The following is a 20,171-nucleotide window of genomic DNA, read 5'->3' on the forward strand; positions in this document are numbered from 1 at the left end:
ACCGGTTCTTCCTCTTTGCCCCACACCTGCGCAGCTTTGGCCGAAAGCGATCGGCGTCCGGGACGCGACCGCGCCCGGTGCCCGTACATTCCCCGCGCGATCGGCCCGTCTGTCCGCGGCCCGGGGAAGGAGGACGCGTGGAACTGCGCGAGCACCAGGTCGAAGCGCTCACCGCGATCGAGGCCGCAGTGGCTGCAGGCCATCCGCGTATGACTGTGGTGGCCGCGTGCGGAACCGGCAAGACGCTGATTGCCCAGCGGGCGGCGCGGCGCCTGGCTCCCCGGGGAACGGTGCTGGTCCTGATGCCCACCAAAGCGCTTGTGACACAGACGATCAGGCGCTGGCGCCAAGCCGGCCAGCCTGGTGCCATGTTCGGTGTCTGCTCCTTGAGCCAGAACGACAGCGGACTGCACCCCCGCGAGGCGACCATGACTCGCGATATGGCGCAGATCGCTCGAGCGGCCCGCACGGGGCAGCCGGTCACGGTGTTCTGCACCTACGGCTCCCTCCACCACGTCCAGGGCGCCCACGGCTTTCACGGCCTGCCGCGCTGGGACCTGGTGATCGCCGACGAGGCGCACCGCACCTGCTCCGCCTTCGGCGACGGCTGGGGCACCGTCCACGACGACGCGGCCATCCCTGCCAGGACCCGCCTCTACATGACCGCGACCCCCAGAATCTGGGGCTCAGAAGCCGCACCCGCCCGCCACCCGTTCATGGAACGCATCCCGCTCGCCACCATGGACCGTTACGAGATCTTCGGACCCACCGTGTACTGCCTCGGCATGGCCGAGGCCATCGGCCGGGGCCTGCTCGCCGACTACCAGGTCGTCATGCCCTTCGTCGACGACGGCGACCTGCACGGCATCCTCGCGGTGCACCGCCCGTTCACCACCGCCCACCACAACGGACTGCGCAACGCCGCCCTCCAGGTCGCTCTGCTCCGCGCGATCGCCGAACACCGCCTGCGCCGCGTCCTCGCCTTCCACAACCGCGTCTCCACCGCCCAGTCCTTCGCCGACACACTGGCCCGCACCGCCCTCGAAGTGGACGCGCCGCTGCGGGTGGACAACCTCTGGTCACAGGCCATCCACGGCGAACAGCCCAGCGACTGGCGCCGCGACCTGCTCGACGACTTCGCCACTGCGGACCGGGAGTGCGCCGTGCTGTCCAACGTCCGGGTCCTGAACGAGGGCGTCGACATGCCCGACGTCGACGGGGTCGCTTTCGTCGATCCGCGGTACAGCATCATCGACGCTATCCAGGCCATCGGCCGCGGGCTGCGCCAACCGCCCGGCGCCGGCAAGAAGACCACTCTGGTCATCCCCGTCTACCTTGGCAGCGGTCTGAGCGCCGACGACATGCTGAAAGGATCGGCGTTCGCGAACCTGATCACGATCCTGCAGGCCCTGCGCGCCCACGACGAGACGTTCATGGACCGTATCGCCCTGCCCGACCCCTCACGCCGCGGCAGGACCGCCGGAATCCCCCTCCACTACGCGCATCCCGAACGTGCGGCGCAACTCTCCCGGGCACTCGGCCTGGAGATCGCCCTGCCTGCCATCGGCAGCTGGGAACAGACCCACGCCTCCGCCAGCACCTACCGCACCGTCTTCGGGCACCTGGACGTACCCGCCGACTACACCGATCCGGACGGCTTCGCACTGGGGGAGTGCATCGCCAGCCTGCGCCTGCGCCACATCCTCGGCCGCCTCCCGGCCGGCCAGCAGCGGGCGCTGGACGAACTCGGGATGCTGTGGACCGCCCGCATCCAGACCTTCGATTCCATGCTCGAACACGCCAGGGCCTGGCACCGCGCCCACGGCCACCTCGCGGTCCCCGCCAGCAGCAAGATGGGCGGCCACCCCTTGGGCCGTTGGCTCGCCACCCAGAGAACCAAGGACCGGGAAGGCAAACTCCTCCCGGCTCAGTACAAGGCCCTCGCCGACATCGACCCCCACTGGAACCCGTCGTGGCCGCAGGAATGGCAGCGCAGGTACGCCAGAGCGAAAACCCTGCTGCCCGGACATGGCCGCCTCTGGAAGACCGGGACGCCCCTGCACATGCGCATCACAGCGGAGGAGGGTGACACGGCGGTGTGGATCGAGAAGCAGCAGAAGAGCTTCTTCCGCCTGCACGAGCACCAGATGGCGCTGCTGCTCGGCATCGGGATCCCGCCACTGCCCGAGGCCCTGGGCCGGCATCGCCCCGACAGCCCCGCCCACGGTACGTTTAATTACGCGCTGGTCCACGCTGTTGCCTTCGCCCTCCGTGAGGGCCACCTCGACGTACCGCGCAACCACTACGAGCCGCCGGTCCTGGCAGCACTGACCCGTGCCCCGGCGAAGCCGTTCGCCCTGGGCACGTGGATCCACAAATGCCGCACGTCCTTCCGCAGCCTCACCCCGGAACAGCGCCTCGCCCTGGAGGGGCTGCGCATGGTCTGGGATCCCGCTCTGGGACGCCGCACAGCCCCACCAGGCCGCCCCGCCCAGTAGAGAAGAGAAAGGCCGGTGCGGCGCCCGGGATAGAGGCGTCACAGTTGCTCGACGCGGCCCAGGGAAAGTTCGTCGAGCAGTTCCTGGGTGATGCGTTCCTGTCCGGTCAGGATGGCCTTCTGCGCGGCCTGGCAGAGGAGTTGGGACAGTGCCCGCATGTAGCCGCGGCTGCGCTTGTGCAGGTAGGGCGCCAGCGGTCGCAGGTCGCCGAGTTCGTGCCGGTACAGCCGCAGGTCGGCGTCGAACAGGTCGACGATGCGGGCGAACTTCTTCATCTCCTCGTCGCTGTAGCCGATCCGGCCGGTACGCAGCACCGGGTGGTCGCTCCACAGCTCCTCGTCGGGCTCCAGCAGGGTGGCGTTGTCGCGGGTGAGCGGGTCGACGATGCCCCGGGCACCGCGCCCGCAGTACACGAACGTCGCGCCGGTGTCCTTCTCGATCGTTTCGAAGTACTGGAATGCCTGCTCCGCCTCGGCGGCCGTGCGCAGGCGGTCGATGTTGTCGACGAGGACCAGCAGGGTCCGGGCGTTGCGCATCGTGCGGATCACCGAGCCGGTCGGGTCGCCTCCCTCGCGGTCCTGCCCGAAGTAGTGAGCGAACGTCCCGGCCCAGTTGCGGACGTTGCCGCGGACCGGGGGCGGCACGCTCAGCGCCACCACCGGATGCCGGTTCTCGTCCGGCCCGTACAGCTCGCGCAGCCGGCGCTCCCAGTACACGCCGATGGCCTGCAGGACGGTGCTCTTGCCCGTGCCCCGCGGGCCGTCGAGGACGACGCCGACCTTGCCGTCGGGGCGCTGCCGGTTCGCCCGGATCTGCCCTGTCACGACGCGCAGCGCCTTCGTGATGGCCGGGGAGGCCACAGTGAGCATCATGCCGTGGTACAGCAGTCGCTTGTCGTGGTCGGCGACCTTGGTGCCCATGGGTGCGCAGTCCGCCAGGTCCGGTGCTGAGCAGTAGGTGGCGGCGATCGCCCGCCAGGCGTGGCAGTCCTGCGGCCACACCGGGGCGGGCGGTCTCAGCGACAGCTGCCCGGGTGTCGGCTCCTCGAGCAGCAGCAGGTTCTCCGCCCGGTCCAGGCGCTCGGAGCCGTCCATCCTCACAGGTCTCCCATCAGTCGACCGCCGGCTGCCGGCTCTGTCCGGCGTCCGTTCGGTTCCTTGCGGTCGGATCTTGCCGCGCCTGCGGCACGCCGTACCGGGCAGGGGCCGGTATATCGAGTCGGATGGCCTCGGCGGCCCGGTCACGGCGAGGACCCGTCGTCGGGGGGCGTGTCGAGGGCGGCGAAGATCTGCCGGTAGCGCTCGGCGAGGTCGTCGCCGACGGCAGCCGTGCCGGCCCCGTGCACCGCCACACCGGCGGCGGAGGGGCCGTGCTCCCAGGCGGTGAGCGAGGCATCGGGAGGGAGCGCGCTGCGGCTCCAGTCGATCGCGGTCCCACCGGGGCCGGCTGCCGGGGACAGGCCGATGTCGCTGAACGCCAGCAGGTCCTCCCCGGCCTGCCCGGGTGCCGGGACCGGGGGCAGGTCCGGCAGGTCGGTGAGGTCGACGGGTCCGCGGCCGGCGTACGGGTCGAACATTCTGGCGGGTGCCTGCGGGGGAGGGGGTGCCCAGCCGTCCGGGGCGGTGGGCCGCCCGAGGCGGTCGGGGCCGAGGGAGGCCCGCTCCAGGAGCTCCGCGAGCGCCTCGGCGATAGCCTCCTCGTCCTTGAACCGTCCGCCGCGGGCGACGTGCTGGGACGCGGCGGTGTCCCAGAGGAACTGCGTCCACGGCGCTCCGACCTTGTGCTGGTGCACCCACGTCGCCTCCACCCACTCGCCCCTGCGGTGGTCGCGTAGCCACACCTTCGACGGGTCGTTGGGGGTGTACCGCACCTCCCAGCGCCCGCGCCGCTTGCCGTTGAGCCCCGAGGGCGTTCGGCGGCACGGGTTCAGGCCCTTTTCGGGGTCGCGTTCCGGGTTGTCGTAGAGGCGGTTCTTGAACCGGATGCCCTGCTCGCTCACCCCCACCCAGGCGGTCGGCAGCAGCCGGAGGTAGTCGGCGCGGGTCATCGGGATCGGCAGGTAGCCGTCGACCTCCACGCACGCCGCGAACATCTGGTTCGGCGTCAGATGGGGCAGGTACGCGTCGTACGGGTCGGCCAGCTCCGGGTGGGGGCGGTTCTGCCACTCCAGCACAATCCACTGCTGCAGCATGTCGTCGAGCTCGGCGAGGGTCCACAGCCGCTCGCCGTCGATGGTCCGCCGCACCCGCACCGGGTCGTTGCCGGTGTAGGTGTTGAGATGCTGGCTGAACATCGACTTGATGGACCCGAACGTCCGCTCGATGATCGCCTTGTCCTGAGGGGTGCGCCGCCGTGCCGGCCGCACCGAGATGCCCAGGTAGGCGCAGGCGTCGAAGAACGTCCCGCTCGTGAACACGGTGCCATGGTCGATCACGATCAGGTCCGGGACGATCACCGGCCGGGCCGCGGCCTGAGCGAAGCGCTCGTCGACGGCCGCCAGTTCCTCGAACGGCAGGTCGGAATTGGCGGCGTGCGCGGCGGGATCGAACGTGGGCCGCATCGCTAGCGGCTTCAGGGTCTGCGCGAGCAGTTCGCACGCGTCGACCGCCTTCGTCGCCCGCCCCGTGGCCCGCGTGAACCCCACGGTTCCGTCCCGGTGCTTCTTGCCGTGCCTGCGTGCCTGCTTGGGGCGTACGACCGCGGAGATGATGCTCCTGGTCGCCACGCAGATCGCGGCCGTCAGCTCCACCCGCGCCGGCCGGCCGTCGTCGCCGAGGACCCACACGTCCAGATCGGTCGAGTCGATCTGCACCAGCTCACCCGGCATCGTCGCCGACGTCACCGAGAACGGCGGCACGGGCCCGCGCCCCGACATCGCTCGCTCACCGCCGGGCCCGGACAGGTCCCGCGCCTCGAAGCCCAGCCGCTTCAGCAGCTTGTACAGCGTCGGCTCCGCCGGGACCTTCACCGTCGGCCCGTACCCGCCGCGCACCGCCCGCCGCAGCTGCCCGAACAGCTTGCGCGCATCACTGGGCGCATCCACCCGCCGCTGCTGGCGCCCCACCAGGACCAGCAACTGCTCCACGACCCGCGGATCGGTCAGACCGTGCTGCTTCTTGGCCTTGACACTGCGACCGTCGACCAGCGCCACGGCGGTCGGGTTCTTCACGTACTTCAACCGCTTGGACTGCACCGTCTGCCACGACACCCCCCAGCCCAGCACCGCGTTCATCTCCGCGGCCTTGGCCTGGTACCGCTCGATCAGCGTCGTAGACGAGGGGTCGAACGCGGGCCGGGGCACCGACCCCGGCAGCGCACCGGGCAGCAGTCCCGTGTCGACCTCGACGACCGCGAGCTCCCACTGCCGCGCCTTGAGCGCGGCGCCCTCGGGAATCCCCTCCATCAGCGAGAAATCCGGAAGCTCCGCCCGCACAACCCGGCGCCCGGCGCCGTCCAGGACCGCGAAGTCGGCGGCGGACGCGAGCATGGGAAGCATCACCGAGACCGCCGGACCTTCTTCGTTCGCCGCCAGCTGGACCTCCACCCCCTCGAAGCCCGCGACCGTGTAAGCGGCCCCGCGCCACACTACCCGGTCCCCGCGCACCAGGACCCCGCGCGGCGCGCACCGCACCTGCGCCCGCGGCAGCACCACGTCCGCCCGCAGAACCTGCACCGCCGCGTCGTCCGTCACCGCGCCTCCACCACCACAGGCACCTGCACCGCGTCCGGCCCCGCCGCGCCCATCGGTCCCACCACCGTTCCCGCGCCCATCGGCGTGCCCCAGTCCATGCCCAGCCGGCGGTGCCACAGCATGTGGTACAGCCTCGGAAGCGCCAACTGCCGTGCCGCCCCGCACTCCTGGACACCCTCCATTAGCGGCCGGGGCTGCGCGAATGCCTCCGCCAGAGCGGCCTCCACCTGTTGGTCCCCGTACCGCGGATGCCGCCTGCGCGAGACCCACCGCAGATTCGCCAGCGCCGCCCTCGACGGCAGACTCGGCGCCGCCAACCGCCAACCCGCAGCCCCGCACGCCTCCCGCAGCACCCCCAACTGTCGCTCGAACCGCTCACCGGGCCCGCTCTGCGGAGGACACATCACCACCAGCGTCTCCCCGCCCGTTGTCCGCACGAAGAAGTCCGGCACCAACCGCCGCTCCCGGCCGCGCTCCCGCCACACCAACTGTGCCGACCAGGCACCGAAGTTGGCCACACCCGGATGGAAGTCCAGCAGCATCGCCGTCGAGAGCCGATCCAGCGACCGGCACCCCACATGCCGCCCGCTTGTCGCCGACCACCACCACGTCGCGATACTGCGCCGCGCCGGATGACGCGAGGGCTGCCACACCTCGCCGCGCTCCGTCAGGGGAGCCCCGGCCACCTGCTCCACGGGCGGCGTCCGCCGCACCCCGTTCGCGTCCAGGTGGAGGACTTCCAACTGCCTTGCCATGAGCGCTCCCTGGGATGTTACCGGTGCCGTCGGGCCCGCGCGCGGAAGCGGGCCGGAACACCTGTTAGCACATCGGCGGATCTTCGTGTCGCGGCCGCCGCGGACGTCGGCCGTTTTCAAGACATCCCGCTCCCAGCGGCCTCGGAGCAGCGAGCTCCTTACTGCTCATGCATCGTCAGATGTCTGATTCTGTCCACGGGTTCACCGCACTGGGTCGGTCGCACCGCAGCAGCCTGTTGGGCAGGGCGGTGCAAGGGGCCAGGGCGCCTGTGGTCCGGGCGTGTGCGACGGCGGCCTCGAACGCCAGACGGTGCAGGCCGGCGGTGCGTGCGGCGGCGTCGGGTTCGAAGAAGAAACCCTTGCCTGGTTGTTCGGCCCAGGTGAGGATCGCGAGGACGGTCAGGTGCGCGGCCGCGTCCAGGCCTGCCATACGAGGGTCACCCAGCAATCGCAGCGCCAACTGCCCGGCGCGGTGGGCCGCGGTGGCCAAAGAGGTCGGGAACAAGAACGGCGGGCCGGCCCGGGTAGTGCAGCCATCTCACGTCCTGCAACTCGCCGATGGTCCGGCCGGGTTGTGTCAGACGCAGGGAACGGATCAGGCCGTGGGGAGTGGCGTGTGGCCAGCGCGGTGGCCACACAGCGCGCCCATCGCGGCAAGCAACCGGGCCTCGGTGCTGACCCGCTCCGGCAGGGCGGCGACGCGGGCGAGCGCGCCTCGTGCGGCCAGGCGCTGCCGGACGTCGAGGGTCGCCGACCACACGCCGCCTTGTCGCATTGATGGCAAGAGCCGTCCAAGGGAATGCAGACGGACTGGCCGGGGTGCAGGCCCGTTATCGGCTCGGGGTAGTCGCGACCGCAGCTGACCTGCCCCGGGCCGGTTCTCAGGGGTGCGGCTCGAATGGGATCGGCGGGCGTCGGCGGATCCCGATCAGCGCGTCGCGGACCAGCACCGCTTGCTCGGAGGTGGGACCGAAGACCTCGACGAGATCGCCGTAGACGCCCGCCAGGGCTTCGGTCGCCTCCTCGATGCGGTCAAGGGCCGACAGCAGCAGGCCGATGTGCTGGCGCAGTGCCAGAACCTCGGGATCCCGCTCCGGGCGCAGTGACACGAGCGGATCCAACTCTTCGCGCAGCGCTTCGAGCGCGCTGTCATGCTCGCCCAGCGCGGCACGACACAGCGCCGCCTGGACGCGCATCTCCCGAGCCCGGTCCGCGTTCTCCGGACCGCTGTTCGCGAGCTCTGCGGCCAGCGCCTCGCACGCGGGCAGTGCCCGGGCCATGTGTCCGGCCTTGAACATGGCCCGGGCGGCGTCGACGCGGGTGGCCAGTCCGCCGAACGTGCAGGGAGCACCCCCGGCGGGGGAGACCGGGGGTCTGGCAGCCGGGAGCGGGGAGGGCAGTACGGGCGGCGCAAGCCCCGGCAACCCCGGAAGCTGCAGTGGGCCGGCGGCAGGCATGAGCAGGTGTGGCCGAAGCCGGTCGATCACAGCCCGGGCGCCGGATGGCCGATGTTCTGCACGGAACGCGAGCAGGTCTTGCAGCAGTTGCCCCAGTTCTCGGCCGACCTCCGGCCGGGTGGCATCGACCGCCCTGGGCCGGATCTGTTCCAGGTGCGCGGCGATGATGTTGACGGAAGTCTCTCCATCGAACGGCAACGTGCCCGCCAGCAACCGGTACATGAGCACTCCGACCGCGTACAGGTCCGCTCGAGGCGTGGTGACCTGACCGAGGAGCTGCTCCGGCGACATGTAGTGCATGGTGCCGATCGGGTGCTGGCCGGTCAGCCGGGTCTGGCCGGGCGTCAGCGACAGCGCGATGCCGAAGTCCAGCAGCTTCAGCGTCCCGTTGAACCCGATGATGATGTTCTCCGGCTTCACGTCGCGATGCACGATGCCCTCGTCGTGAGCGCAGGCGAGTGCCGAGCACAGCTGGACACCGAGGCAGACGGCCCAGGGCACCGGCAGCCGGGGCGTCGCGGCTATCACATCGGCCAGCAGCTCCCCCTGGACGAGTTCGGCGGCCATGTAGGCACGGTCGGGGTCGTCGTCCAGGCACGCGTCGTAGATCTCGAGGATGCAGGGGTGCGCGAGTGCCGCTGTCGCCTTCGCCTCCCGCTTGAATCGTTCGAGTAGTTCGTCCTGCTCTTCGGGTGGCAGATCGGTGCGGATCATCTTGATTGCGACATCGCGGTCCAGGGTCAGGTCGCGCGCACGCCAGACCTGTCCCATCCCCCCGCGGCTGAGCAGGCGCTTGAGCTCGTAGCGCTTGCCGACCAGCCTTCCTTCATGCACCGTCCGGTCCGTCCTCCCGGCCGCCGCCGCCCGCATCCGATGGGCCGGCGGAATCGGGCACCCAGACGGACTGCGCCAGCTCGGCAAGAGTGGGGCCACCCGGGAGACGCCATCTAGTCGATCCGTTCACGGCAACCGGCTGCTGCCGCCAGTCGGCGGCCTCCCACAGGTGGTGCAGCAGCCCGCTGGGTGAGTAGGCGTTGCGGTCCACCGCCCACACCAGCGGGCGGCGAGCGTCGTTGTGCCACGTCGCAAGGAACCGTCGCGGGTCGGCGTCCAGCCACTCACGCAACGCGAGCTCCTCCGGGCCGCTGGGCACGTACATCAACTGCGTGCCCTCCGCGAGCAGCCCGCGGTCGACGAGCAGCCTGACACTGCTGGGGCGGCGCGGCTGGCGAGCGGCACTGCTGCTGCGGGGCGTCAGTTCGAGCGTGGCCGCGGTGTCGTCCCCAGGCGTGGCAGCGAGGACGGCCCGCGCCAGGTTCCGGCAGCGCTCGGGACTGGTGAACGTCCCTCGCAGCATCGAGTGCACGCCGTAGTGTGCGTCAACTTGCCGGACGAGGGCGGCCAGTGACTGCCGGACCAGACCGGGGACGTCCTGCAGCACCGTGTCCCAGTCGGCGTCCGGGTCGTCGATCAAGGAGGTGCCCAGGCGCTGGAACACCAAGTGCGCCACCAGCAGCGCACCGTGCTGGACCGTTGCCGCGGCACGTCCGCGTAGGTCCGCCTCGAGAACGAACAGGGTGTGCTGCACCGTCCGGTGCACCAGTACAGAGCGCCACACCTGCTCGGCCGAGGGCCGGCCTCCGAACAGCAGCGGGTAGACGCCGTCGGGCCCCTGTTGCCACAGGACATCGCTGTCGGCGCGGACCCGGGCGCTGACACCGGCGTCCGGGTGGGCGCATCCCAGTGCGACCGCCGCTTCGATGGCCGTGCAGCCTGCCTCGGGAGCCGGCTCGAGATCGCCCCGACGCAGCACGTACTCCTTGCCCAGAGCGCTTCGGAACTCCTCGCGCAACTGCACCTGCACCGGGTCCAGCCCGACGAAGTCCTGCGCCCGGGTGCTGTTGAGGGTGTTGGTGGCGCGGGTGACTTCCTGCGCGAAGCCGTCGGGCGCGGTGCGGAGGGTGATGACGCGCAGCATCACCTTGATGTCCTCGGTCGCGGCCGGGTCCTGTGCGTAGCACTGGTACAGCGAGGCGGCGGTCTGTACGCCGTTGACGATCGAGGCGTCCTGCAGACTAAGCCGGACCGGCTGCCCCGGCGCTCGCCGGGAGAAGTACTCCGCAGTCACGTTCTGGCACAGCACGGTGATGCCGTTGTTGAAGTACCAGAAGGCGTCCGGGTTCTTCCTGGCGCTGGCCACGATGGCCTCGTTGACCTCGGTACCCCCCAGGAACGAGCGCACGTCGGAGCCGAACAGTCGCTGGCCGTGCTCCTCGTACCAGCGGGCGACCTCGGATGCGTCCACCGTCCCCACGAACGCGGGGTGCGGGTCCTCTTGCCGGAACCAGCCGCCGGTGAAGGTGGCCTGGAGCTCGACCGGCCGCAGCGCGGACTCCCGCTGCACCACCTCGAGGAAGTCGGCCATCGTCAGTGCACGCACCTGCACCGTCGAGCCGAACTCTTCTGCTGCAGTGTCGGCCAGTGCGTGGATCTCGGGGCCGGGCAGCGTGTCTCCCGTGCCCGCGAGGACCAGGTAGATCCGGGGCCGGGGCTGGGACAGGACCTGGTCGATGCGGTCCGCGAGGGCCTGCAGACGGGGGTTGAACCGGCCGAAGTCCCGGCTGTCGAGAGCACGGAACCCGGCCAGCAGCTTGTGCACGGCATCGGGACGGAACTGGGTCCGGCCCCGGTCGCTCCACTTCGTCTGGACCAGCCACAGTTCACCGGTGGCGGGGGAGGCCGCCACGGCGTCGATGCCAAGATCGCCAGGGCCGTCGGTGACCGCCGCGGCCGCATCGGACACGGAGCAGCCGGTGAGGATCTGCACGCTCCTTGCCGCCATGGCCTGGCTCAGGAAAACCTGCAGGGGGAAAGCGCCGTCGCCGCCCTCGATCAGGTCCGTGAAGTCCCGAACCAGTGCGTCCCGGACGGTCTGAACCTGAAGCGGGAGACTCTGCCTCTCCCCGCTCTCGTCCTCACCCATCGCGGTCACCCCCTGTCGTACGCCGATCGTGGGAGCACTATATGCGGGGGACAGCAGCCGCCTGCGCCGAGCGGCGCTCGTTCGACCCTCGGACAGCCCGACGCTGGGCCCCACTGCTCGTGACCGAACCTGCGGCCGCCGCCTCACACCCGTCCCCGCCGAGGCCCAGCAGGCCGTCGTGGCCCTGCACGCCGATCCGGTCGAGTCCCCGCCGCTCGATACGTACCCAGGTCCCTCGGTCCGTGCGAGCCCCCACCGATCAGCGTCTGCGCACCAACGTCTCCTGGTCGAGGCACACCTGCAACGACCGCTCATGTCGGCCGATTCCTGGTGGACGTGCCGTGGTCGGTGGTCGAGCACCTGGGCGTGCAGCTGGGGATCGAGGACCCCTCGGTGGCGAAGCGGGTACACCGAGCGGCCGAAGACCGCGTACGAGCACGCCTGGGAACCCGGTTCACTGGTGGAGGCGCGCGACTGGCCGTGCGCCTCCACCAGCGGGTCAGGCGATGACGAAGGGAATGAACGCCACCTCGGCATGGGGAGCACTGCCCGGATCTTCGCTGCCCCGGACAACGAAACCCCACTGCCGGTCCTCGTCGGCTCTGCTGGAGTCGAAGGACTCGCACTGCGGGTGGGAACGGATCGCGGCAATGGTGTCGGCGATCCGGGCATCCGGGTCTTTCTCCCGTTAGAACATCAGCAGTGGCGTCCGCCGGCCGCCGTTGTCCGTGTATCTGAGCAGTTGGTCCAGTGCGTCGGTAACCGACTTCGGCCCGGTGTAGAACTTGCACTCGGAGATCGACACGTTGCGGTCTCCGACTCGGATCAGGATGTCGGTCTTGCCCTTGCCGTTCAGAGTCTCGCCCGTGGACTGCCCTTCAAAGTAGGCGTTGAGGGCAACGAGCAGCACGTCTCGCAGCCGCTCCTCAGGCATGTCGGAGGTCAGGAGGCCCAACCGCTCCATCGCGTTGCGGGCACCCCGCAGCAGCCGAAGGGATTCCGCGTACGCCTTGGCGTCGTGCCGCGCCACCTAGGGAGGACGCAATGGGGGCCTGGGGTTGGACAGTCCTGTTCGCAGTGGCAACGGTGTTGGCCGTGCTCGTGTGGTGGACGGACCGCTACCCCGGGGGATGGCGGTTCGCGTTCCACCACCAGCACGTCGACGACCGAGCCCGCCTCCATACCAAGCGGGGCAATCTGCGTCGGCTGGAACACGAGGCCGCAGATCGACGGCCCGGGGCGTGGGTGAATCGGGTGCGCCGCACGCGATGGCGGTGAACGAGACGGTGCTTGCGTTCGTGCGCGGCGGCACCGAACCCGACGCTTCGGGTGGGATCGGCACGGTGACGTCCTGGGCGACGGAGGTGGAGTTCACGCTGGGGGGCCGCTGTAGGTGTGCCCGGACGCGGTGTGGGAGGCGCCGGAGATCGGGGTGCCGGTGTTGATGGTCGAGGCGGACCGCTCCACGATGTCCCCGGCGAGGGTGGCTGCGAAGTTCGCCGGTTACCGCGTGCTGTTCCGCGCCAAGAGCCGGGGCAACGACCCGGCGCTGGCGGAGGAGTCGGCGGCGGAGCGGATGACGTACTGGTGGCGCCGCGCCTACCCGGGGTCGCCCCGGGAAGGCTACCCGCCCGTCGTCTTGGTCCTCGCCGGCGCGAGCGCCACGACGCTGAACAACCCGGCCGGGCAGGTAGGCGACCTGGCCGCCGACTTCTGGCGCGGCCGCCGCCGCGCCGAGGAGTACTCCACCGACAGCTGGCTCGACTACTCCGACTCGATCCCCATCCCGGTCACCTCCCTCGACAAGTTGGCCGAGCTGGGGCCGATGGGCGAGGTGTGGTGGCACTACGGCCGCGGCGGCCTGCTCTCCCTGACCGACGCTCTCTCGGGGAGCACCGGAGCTGGCCGCTCGGTAGCATCTGCCAGCATCAAGAGGCCGGCGACGCCGATCTCGTCCAGAGCCGCACCAGGAGGCATACTCGCCCGGCCTGCGGGAGCAGACGCCCCCTGCGACAACGACGACACCCCGCCGACCAACGGCTGGCACAGCGTCTGTGCCCTGGTGCTACGACCACCGGGGCGCTCCGTACGGCGCGGACGTCGTGCGCCACGACTGGCGCCCTCAGGCTGCATGGGTTCGAGGGGCAGCGTGAGCCTCCTAAGCACCCAACCCGCATATGTCCATTACATAATTGACTGTCAGTCAGAATCTGTCCAAAACAGGCGACTTGCTCGGTCTCTGCAGCTCACCGCATATGAGATTTATGTATCGCACGTGCTAGAGTCTGCATTACATTACTGATTGCTGTTCCTGCCCGCTGCCGTGCTCCTGTCCCCTGGAGGCCCTGGTGCCCGCCGCATCCGCCCCGCCGCCCGACCTCGCCGCCCCCGGCCAGGGTGCGCCCGCCGTGTCGCTGGGCGTGCACAAGGCAAGGCCGCTGCTGACCCAGCTCATCCGGGACGCCGAGCAGGGCACCATCACCGAGCTCACCCGCGGCGAGGGGGAGCGGGCTTTGCTCGTCTCCGCTCACCTGGCCACCACGGCAGGCCTGCCCACCGCCGACTCGCCTGCCTTCGGCATCGCCGAGGCCCGCCCCGTCCTAGGCGACCTGGTCGCCCACGCCGCCGCCGGTACCCCACAGGTGCTGCTGCGCCACAAGCGGCCGGTAGCCGTCCTGGCCTGCGCCACCGCCCTGTTCCCGGCCACCGCGTCCCCGCCGCCAGCAGTCCCCGCCGCTGCCACACCCGCCCCGCCGAGCACCACCACCAAGACCCCCACCGCACTGGCGAACCCGGCGGCTGTGGCCACGCAGACTCCGGCCGCCGCGTCTCACCTCCCCACCGACTCTGTCGAGGCCCCCCTTGCTCCGGCAGTCGGGCCTGCCGCGCTCGCTCCGACCGTTCCGACTGCCGGGCCGTCAGCCACTGCCACTGCGCCCGCACCCGAGCCCGCTGCCGCCGCGGTGCCGCCGGCCCCACGGCGCCGGCTCGCCCCGCTCGGGGAGGCTCTGGACACCTTGCTCCCCGCCACCGGCACCGCCGCGGCCGGGGACGGCGAACCCGCCCCGCCAACGGGTCTGCCCACCGGCATCACCACCCTCGACACCGCCCTGGGCGGTCTGCAGCCCGGCCGGTTCTACCTCGTCGCCGGCGCCCCAGGCACCGGGGCGAGCCTGCTGGCGATCAGCGCCGCCCGCGCCACCGCACTCACCCAGCACCGCACCGTCCTGTACGCGGCCTCCGGGCTAACCCGGGCCGACATCGCCGCCCGCGTGATCGCTTCCCACACCCCGACCGACTACCGCCGCCTACGCGCCGGAACCCTCGACGACGCCGACCGCCAGGCCGTCGCCCGCACCGCCGAGCTCCTCGCCGCGGCGCCGCTACTGATCGACGACGGCACCGGCCTGGACGCGGAGGCAATCACCACCACCGCCGCCGACATTCCCGGCCTGGCCCTCGTCGTGGTCGACCGCCTCCAGACCGCCCCCGACCCCCGCCTGCCCCTGTCCGGCGCGTCCGCTCTCGCCGACGCCGGCCAGGCCCTGGCCCACCTTGCCCGCACCCACCACCTCCCGGTGCTCGCCGCCCTCGACACCGACAACCCCGACCTGATCTCCTCCCTCGCCGCCGACGTCACCTTCACCCTCACCCCCGACACCACCGGTACTGGCGGCTACATCCGTCTCGCCATCGCCGAACGCGACCTCGGCCCCCTGACCACCCTCACCCTGGCCGCCAACCCGGCCCACGCCCGCCTCACCGACCCCACCCCCGACCCTGCGGCAACCCCCGCCGCGGCCCCCACTGCGCCGCTCGCTCCCGCGCCCGCTCCCTCCGTCGGCCCGGCCTCCGAACCCGCCCCGACCAGCGCGGCCCCCGCTGTGCCCGCAACCGGACCCGCTCAGGCACCGAAGGTGCCCCAGACACCCGACACGACCACCGAAGGCCTCCCAGAGCCCGCTACGCCGCTTCCCGGCACCACCCTGGCCGCCGAGGGCCCCCACGGCCCGTCCCACGTGCCCGCCGTGCAGAGCCCTGCCGCGGATGTTCCTGCCACCTTCGAGACCGGCAACCAGCCGCTGTGCCCCGCCCGGTCCGGCAGCGCCCGGGCGGCCGCCGCCCGCGGCACCGGCTACTCGGACCGGGACTACAGCTACTACCTCGACATGATCAGCTCGGCGGTCGACCAGGCCCTGCAGGAGCACGGCCGCGACACCGAGGCCGCGATCGCCGCGCTGGAGAACAAGGCCATCCCGAACGGGATGGAACTCTTCGACGCGACCCGCGTCGGCGCCACCTACGAACACACCGTCTACCCCGAGACCCTGGACTTCCTGCGCAAGAAGTCCCGCAACGGCGCCGACGACATCTGGGAGGGCCGCCACAAGTGGGAGAACGTCGTCCTGCTCGACGACCTGCGCAAGGGCCGATTGCTCCCGGTGGCGGTCGATGTCCTGGACACCAACGCCGCCTACTGCACCGCCCTGAAGACCCACCTGCCGATCGGCGCCCTCCAGCACCAGCCCGACGGCGGCTTCGACCCGAAGCGCTCCGGCATCTACCTCCTGCCCAAGCGCCCCACCTGGCAGTACCCCCACCTGCCCGACCCGATCGGAAACCGCCGCGAAACCGGCCCCGTCCTCCTCGACGACGCCACCGTCCGCCTGCTGATCCGCTGCCACAAGCTCGGCCTGAGCGAGGCCCCGCACATCACCGAGGCCTGGACCTCCGGCGCCAGCGAAAGCCTGCTGGAGAAGTTCCGCCGTGTCCTGACCATCGCCCGCGAGAACGCCATCACCACCGCCGACACCGTCACCGAGGCCTACGTGAAGGCGATCTACGCCAAGTTCGTCTCCACCATCGGCGAATCCACCCACAACCGCGACCTGCGCCGACCGGACTGGATGCACATCATCCGCTCCCAGGCCTTCGCCAACCTTTGGTACAAGGCCCACCGCGCCCACACCCACGGCCTGACCATCGTCGCCCTGCGCGGCACCGACGAACTCCACACCACCAGCGACAGCACCGACTGGCGCACCGTGTTCACCGAGGGCCGCCTCACCACCCAGATGAAGCTCAAGGACCAGTACATCCTCCCGCGCACCCGAAAGGCCGCCTGAACGTGTCGACCGACGGATGGAAGAACTTCGGCAAGTACGGCGCCCATCTGGACCCCGGCAACGTCCACGGCAAGATCGCCCTCGGCCGCGCCCTCGAAGACGCCCTCGAGCGCATGATCATCGAAGGCGGCATCAAATCCCCGCCCACCACCCGCCGTGGCCTGCTCGCCCGGATGCGCTATCTCACCACTACCACCGGCGGCACCCAGGCCCTCAGCGACGCCGGCATCACCGCCACCCCCCGCGCCATCCGCGCCTGGACCCACGGCACCCAGCGCCCCCGCCCTCACAATCTCGAAGCCATCGACACCGCCTACTGGAACCTGCGCGCCCACAACGTCCTTACCAACCCCGGCGGCTTCAAGCAGCACCTCAACAACGCCGGCCGCGGCACCCGAGTCGAGATCCATCCCGTCAACCAGGACCTCGTCGACCAGCCCCGCCGCCGCGACAACCTCCGCCTGCGCACCATCCAGGTCCGCTACGTCTGGGACGAGGCCGTCGACGCCATGGTCGACGGCGACGAGGCGAAGCTGGAGGAGATCTGGGACGACGTCATCGCCGACCTCGACTCCGACTGGGGCGCCTATACCTACGTCTCCCACATCGGCCTCGGCGCCTGAACACCACCACCTCAAGCACTGATGGCAGTCCCCGAACGGCCACCCGCACTACGGAGCCCCAGGTAGCCACCCCACTACAGTTCCGCCCCGTGACCGGTACCCTCCGCCGCACCGCTGCAGACGACGACGCACTCCTGGAACGGCTGCACGACCTCGCGTGGGGCACCGGAACCACAGGCGATCCCCACGGCTGTCTCCCGGACCAGCCGTTTCCCCCGCTCACGAACGCCAAGGTCGAGCAAATGGAGCGGCAACTCGGCTACGAGCTGCCGCCACTGATCCGACGCATCTACACCGAGATCGGCGACGGGGTATTCGGCCCGGAAGGAGGCCTCGCCTCGCTGACACCGCGCCGCGTCCCGTACCGGCACAGACCGGACTGGCCCTGCGCAACCTCCCTCACACGCGAGGGCCAAAGTATGGGCGGCCGGCGTCATGGCTCTTCCTGACAGGCGGCGGCTGCAGCATGCAGTGGCACGTCTCGTTGATCGCGATCGACAACCCCGTCCTGCTCTGGGACGCCGACGGCTGGGAACCCGACTGGGGCGAAAACCCCCACGACGGCCTGTGCTACGCCGCACCGTCACTGCGCCAATGGCTGTGGACCTGGGCGGACGGAGGCAACGTGTGGGACGAAGCACTCAAGATCATTTAGGTGCTGCGGCCACAAGCGGCTTGACGATCTTCCCCACCAAGCACCACACGTCCCAGCCGGACAGACGGGCCCATCCCCGCCAACGCCCCACATCGTCCCACCCTGCCGCTGCGCCCCGCACCCCGCTGCACCGCCCCTTTCCGGGAAGGCCAGAACGCCGCCCTCCGCGTACCCCCGCTGCGCCGACCTGCCCAGGCCGGCGCAACGGCGCTCCGGTGCAGCACCCCGGAGCCTGCCGGGACGGCGGCTGCGCCGCTTCTGGGACAGCTGTCCGAGCGGTCTGCCACACTCGGCCCGTGGCGGTGGATCCGAAGAAGCTGCGAGAAGCGGTCAGCACTGTCGTGCAGGGGCTCCATTCCTGTACCCACCGGGAGTTGACCGAGCTGGGGCCCGAGCTCAGGCTACCGATACCCGCGGCATACACAGGCTCGAAGAGCCTGCGCCTGGAAGCCTGCCTCAAGGCACTCCCGGACGACGGCGGCCTCCTCCAGGCCGCGCAGCGCCTCCTTGACTCCCCGCAGGTGTCCGTCCGCGGGAAGGAGCGGTTCGCCCTCGAGGACGCCGTCTGGGACGCCGGAACGGTCATCGAGATCCCGGGCCGGGTGCGGCGCGAGCTGGCCGCCGCGATAAACCTCGACGAGCTGCTCTACCGCGAGGACAGGTTCGAGCGCGCACTGGAACGGTTCTGGCACCTGGACGACGACTCGATGGCGCTGTGGACGGGATCGTCGACGACGAGCCTGCGGGCCCGGATCCACCAGCACGTGTTCCGCAACCGAGAGGACTGGTCGGCGGAGGAGCTGTTCGAGCAGCTCGGGGTCTTCGAGGCCGGCTCCGCCAGGTTCACCCGCTTCCTCGAAACCCTGGTCGACCCGGCAACCCTCCCGGACGCTGGCGCCCAAGTCCGCCTCGTCGAGACGCTCAACACGGCGCTGGCACCGACCGCAATCCGCCTCGAGCAGACCGGCTGGCGCGACGGCTACCTACACTTCCAGCTCCTGCGCACCGGCCCCGGCGCCTCCCGCCGGCCGAAGACCCTGATCTTCGCCACCACTGCCAAGTCCGACATCCGCTTCCTGAGCGTCGTCGACAACGATCTCGAAGTCCTGCAGGGGATAGACCAGGTCCTCGTCTACGACCGGCCCATCGGCCCGGACGGCATCCGCTGGTGCGACCTGCAGCAGTGGTGGCAGGAGAGAACCGGCACCGACGACACCGAGCAGGCCAAGAAGGACCTCTACAACCGCCTGCTGGCCTCCATGCCCAGCGAGGACGTCTCTCCCCAGCGCGACCTCTACCGGCTCTATCACCGCATCTACGGCGCCCGCGCCTGGACCCTACCCGCCCTGCTCCCAGAGGTCTGGCTGCACTGGGACCACAAGACCGTCCAACAACGCGGCGTCGAAGCCCTGCTGAACCACCGTATGGACTTCCTATTGCTCCTACCGGGCGGCCACCGCGCCGTCCTGGAAGTCGACGGCCGCCACCACTACGCGACCGCCAAGGTGTACGAGGACACTGTCCGCGGCGACCGCGACCTCAAGCTCCGCGGCTACGAGGTCTACCGATTCAGCTCCACCGAACTCAGCAACCGACACCACGCTGGCCCCCTCCTCGAGCAGTTCTTCACCACCCTCTTCACCCACCACAATCTCACCATCCCGCCGGCGGAGCCCCACCACACGACCCCCAACACCTGACGCCCGAACCCGGCCGGGAACCTGGGCCAGGCGCACCCACTGGCTGGGCTCGCGTCAGCCCTCAACGCCAAGCAACTGCCCACGAGTTCATCACGGCCGGGCAGCCGTGTGCGATACAGAACCCACCCGGTCGATCAGTTCTGTATCGCCGAAACCTTGCCTCATTGGCATTACACATGCGTATCCGCAAGCCGTCGACATCCCGTTACATAATATCGGCCGACCAACTCTCATTCTCTAGTTGCCAAGTAGCATGGTCTAAACCAATGAGAAAGGTTTAGACCTGACTTGATCCTAACTAAGGGTCACGAAAACCTCTGCAGCAGAGGAAACGGCATCACCTGGCTGCCCCTCACAGATCGCTCGTTCCGCCGGAGGCGGAACGAGCCCGGAGGGCGCTGAGAACGCTAGAATGAGGCCGCACAGCAGCCACGAAACGCCCGGCCCAAGCCGGTCCCCATGAAACTGGCAGGTCAGAGCCAGCCCTGAGCGAACCATCCGCCCGAGGAACCTGGTTCGCATTACAGAGATCAGAATCGGGCCGGCGGTGACCGCCACCACCCACTGCGTCGAGCCGTCCGACTTCACGCCGCCCCAGCCAGCCAGCTTGCGTCGCGGAGCGACGCCGCAGCATTCCGTCACGGTAGTGACGGCGCGTCATGTCTCCGGAGGAGACGGCGCGC

General features: G+C 70.3%; 14 protein-coding genes. 7 read left to right on the forward strand and 7 right to left on the reverse strand.

Annotated features, from left to right (window positions below):
• Positions 1-137: 137 nt before the first annotated feature.
• Positions 138-2,498: a Helicase associated domain protein gene (locus ACIP60_RS37400; protein ID WP_400693834.1), complete on the forward strand. Its 2,361-nt coding sequence runs from the start codon at positions 138-140 to the stop codon at positions 2,496-2,498.
• Between the two features lie 38 nt (positions 2,499-2,536).
• Here the strand turns inward: ACIP60_RS37400 and ACIP60_RS37405 are convergent, their stop codons facing one another.
• The 7 genes from ACIP60_RS37405 to ACIP60_RS37435 form a co-directional block, all read right to left on the reverse strand.
• Complete coding sequence (locus ACIP60_RS37405; protein ID WP_400693837.1) at positions 2,537-3,592, reverse strand: hypothetical protein; 1,056 nt, start codon at positions 3,590-3,592, stop codon at positions 2,537-2,539.
• Positions 3,593-3,738: 146 nt separating this feature from the next.
• Positions 3,739-6,189, reverse strand: coding sequence for an integrase (locus ACIP60_RS37410; RefSeq protein ID WP_400693840.1), 2,451 nt, complete (start codon positions 6,187-6,189; stop codon positions 3,739-3,741).
• Positions 6,186-6,944 carry a TnsA-like heteromeric transposase endonuclease subunit gene (locus ACIP60_RS37415; RefSeq protein ID WP_400693842.1) on the reverse strand — a complete coding sequence of 253 codons (759 nt, stop codon included), beginning with the start codon at positions 6,942-6,944 and terminating at the stop codon, positions 6,186-6,188. The genes ACIP60_RS37410 and ACIP60_RS37415 overlap by 4 nt, the downstream gene beginning before the upstream one ends.
• Before the next feature lie 175 nt (positions 6,945-7,119).
• The gene (locus tag ACIP60_RS37420; RefSeq protein ID WP_400693845.1) at positions 7,120-7,374 is read right to left on the reverse strand and encodes a hypothetical protein; all 255 of its coding nucleotides are present in this window, start codon (positions 7,372-7,374) and stop codon (positions 7,120-7,122) included.
• A gap of 451 nt (positions 7,375-7,825) precedes the next feature.
• Positions 7,826-9,235 (reverse strand): protein kinase, encoded by a 1,410-nt coding sequence (locus ACIP60_RS37425; RefSeq protein ID WP_400693848.1) that lies wholly within the window; start codon positions 9,233-9,235, stop codon positions 7,826-7,828.
• The gene (locus ACIP60_RS37430) at positions 9,228-11,384 is read right to left on the reverse strand and encodes an AIPR family protein (RefSeq protein ID WP_400693851.1); all 2,157 of its coding nucleotides are present in this window, start codon (positions 11,382-11,384) and stop codon (positions 9,228-9,230) included. Before ACIP60_RS37430 ends, ACIP60_RS37425 begins: the two co-directional genes overlap by 8 nt.
• A gap of 688 nt (positions 11,385-12,072) precedes the next feature.
• Positions 12,073-12,414: a hypothetical protein gene (locus ACIP60_RS37435; protein WP_400693854.1), complete on the reverse strand. Its 342-nt coding sequence runs from the start codon at positions 12,412-12,414 to the stop codon at positions 12,073-12,075.
• Positions 12,415-12,816: 402 nt separating this feature from the next.
• Here ACIP60_RS37435 and ACIP60_RS37440 point away from each other — a divergent pair, with 402 nt between their 5' ends.
• From ACIP60_RS37440 to ACIP60_RS37465, 6 genes are all read left to right on the forward strand, one after another.
• Complete coding sequence (locus ACIP60_RS37440) at positions 12,817-13,686, forward strand: hypothetical protein (RefSeq protein ID WP_400693857.1); 870 nt, start codon at positions 12,817-12,819, stop codon at positions 13,684-13,686.
• Positions 13,687-13,732: 46 nt separating this feature from the next.
• The gene (locus ACIP60_RS37445; RefSeq protein ID WP_400693859.1) at positions 13,733-16,510 is read left to right on the forward strand and encodes a DnaB-like helicase C-terminal domain-containing protein; all 2,778 of its coding nucleotides are present in this window, start codon (positions 13,733-13,735) and stop codon (positions 16,508-16,510) included.
• Positions 16,511-16,512: 2 nt separating this feature from the next.
• Entirely contained in the window at positions 16,513-17,133 is a 621-nt protein-coding gene (locus ACIP60_RS37450) for a hypothetical protein (RefSeq protein ID WP_400693862.1), read from the forward strand.
• Positions 17,134-17,222: 89 nt separating this feature from the next.
• Positions 17,223-17,582 carry a hypothetical protein gene (locus ACIP60_RS37455; RefSeq protein WP_400693865.1) on the forward strand — a complete coding sequence of 120 codons (360 nt, stop codon included), beginning with the start codon at positions 17,223-17,225 and terminating at the stop codon, positions 17,580-17,582.
• Between the two features lie 17 nt (positions 17,583-17,599).
• Positions 17,600-17,788, forward strand: a complete 189-nt coding sequence (locus ACIP60_RS37460) for a hypothetical protein (RefSeq protein ID WP_400693868.1) — start codon at positions 17,600-17,602, stop codon at positions 17,786-17,788.
• Positions 17,789-18,162: 374 nt separating this feature from the next.
• Positions 18,163-19,488, forward strand: a complete 1,326-nt coding sequence (locus ACIP60_RS37465) for a hypothetical protein (protein WP_400693871.1) — start codon at positions 18,163-18,165, stop codon at positions 19,486-19,488.
• Positions 19,489-20,171 lie beyond the last annotated feature (683 nt).

Source organism: Kitasatospora sp. NPDC088783 (genome assembly GCF_044750705.1).
In the GTDB taxonomy this organism is placed as follows: domain Bacteria; phylum Actinomycetota; class Actinomycetes; order Streptomycetales; family Streptomycetaceae; genus Kitasatospora; species Kitasatospora fiedleri.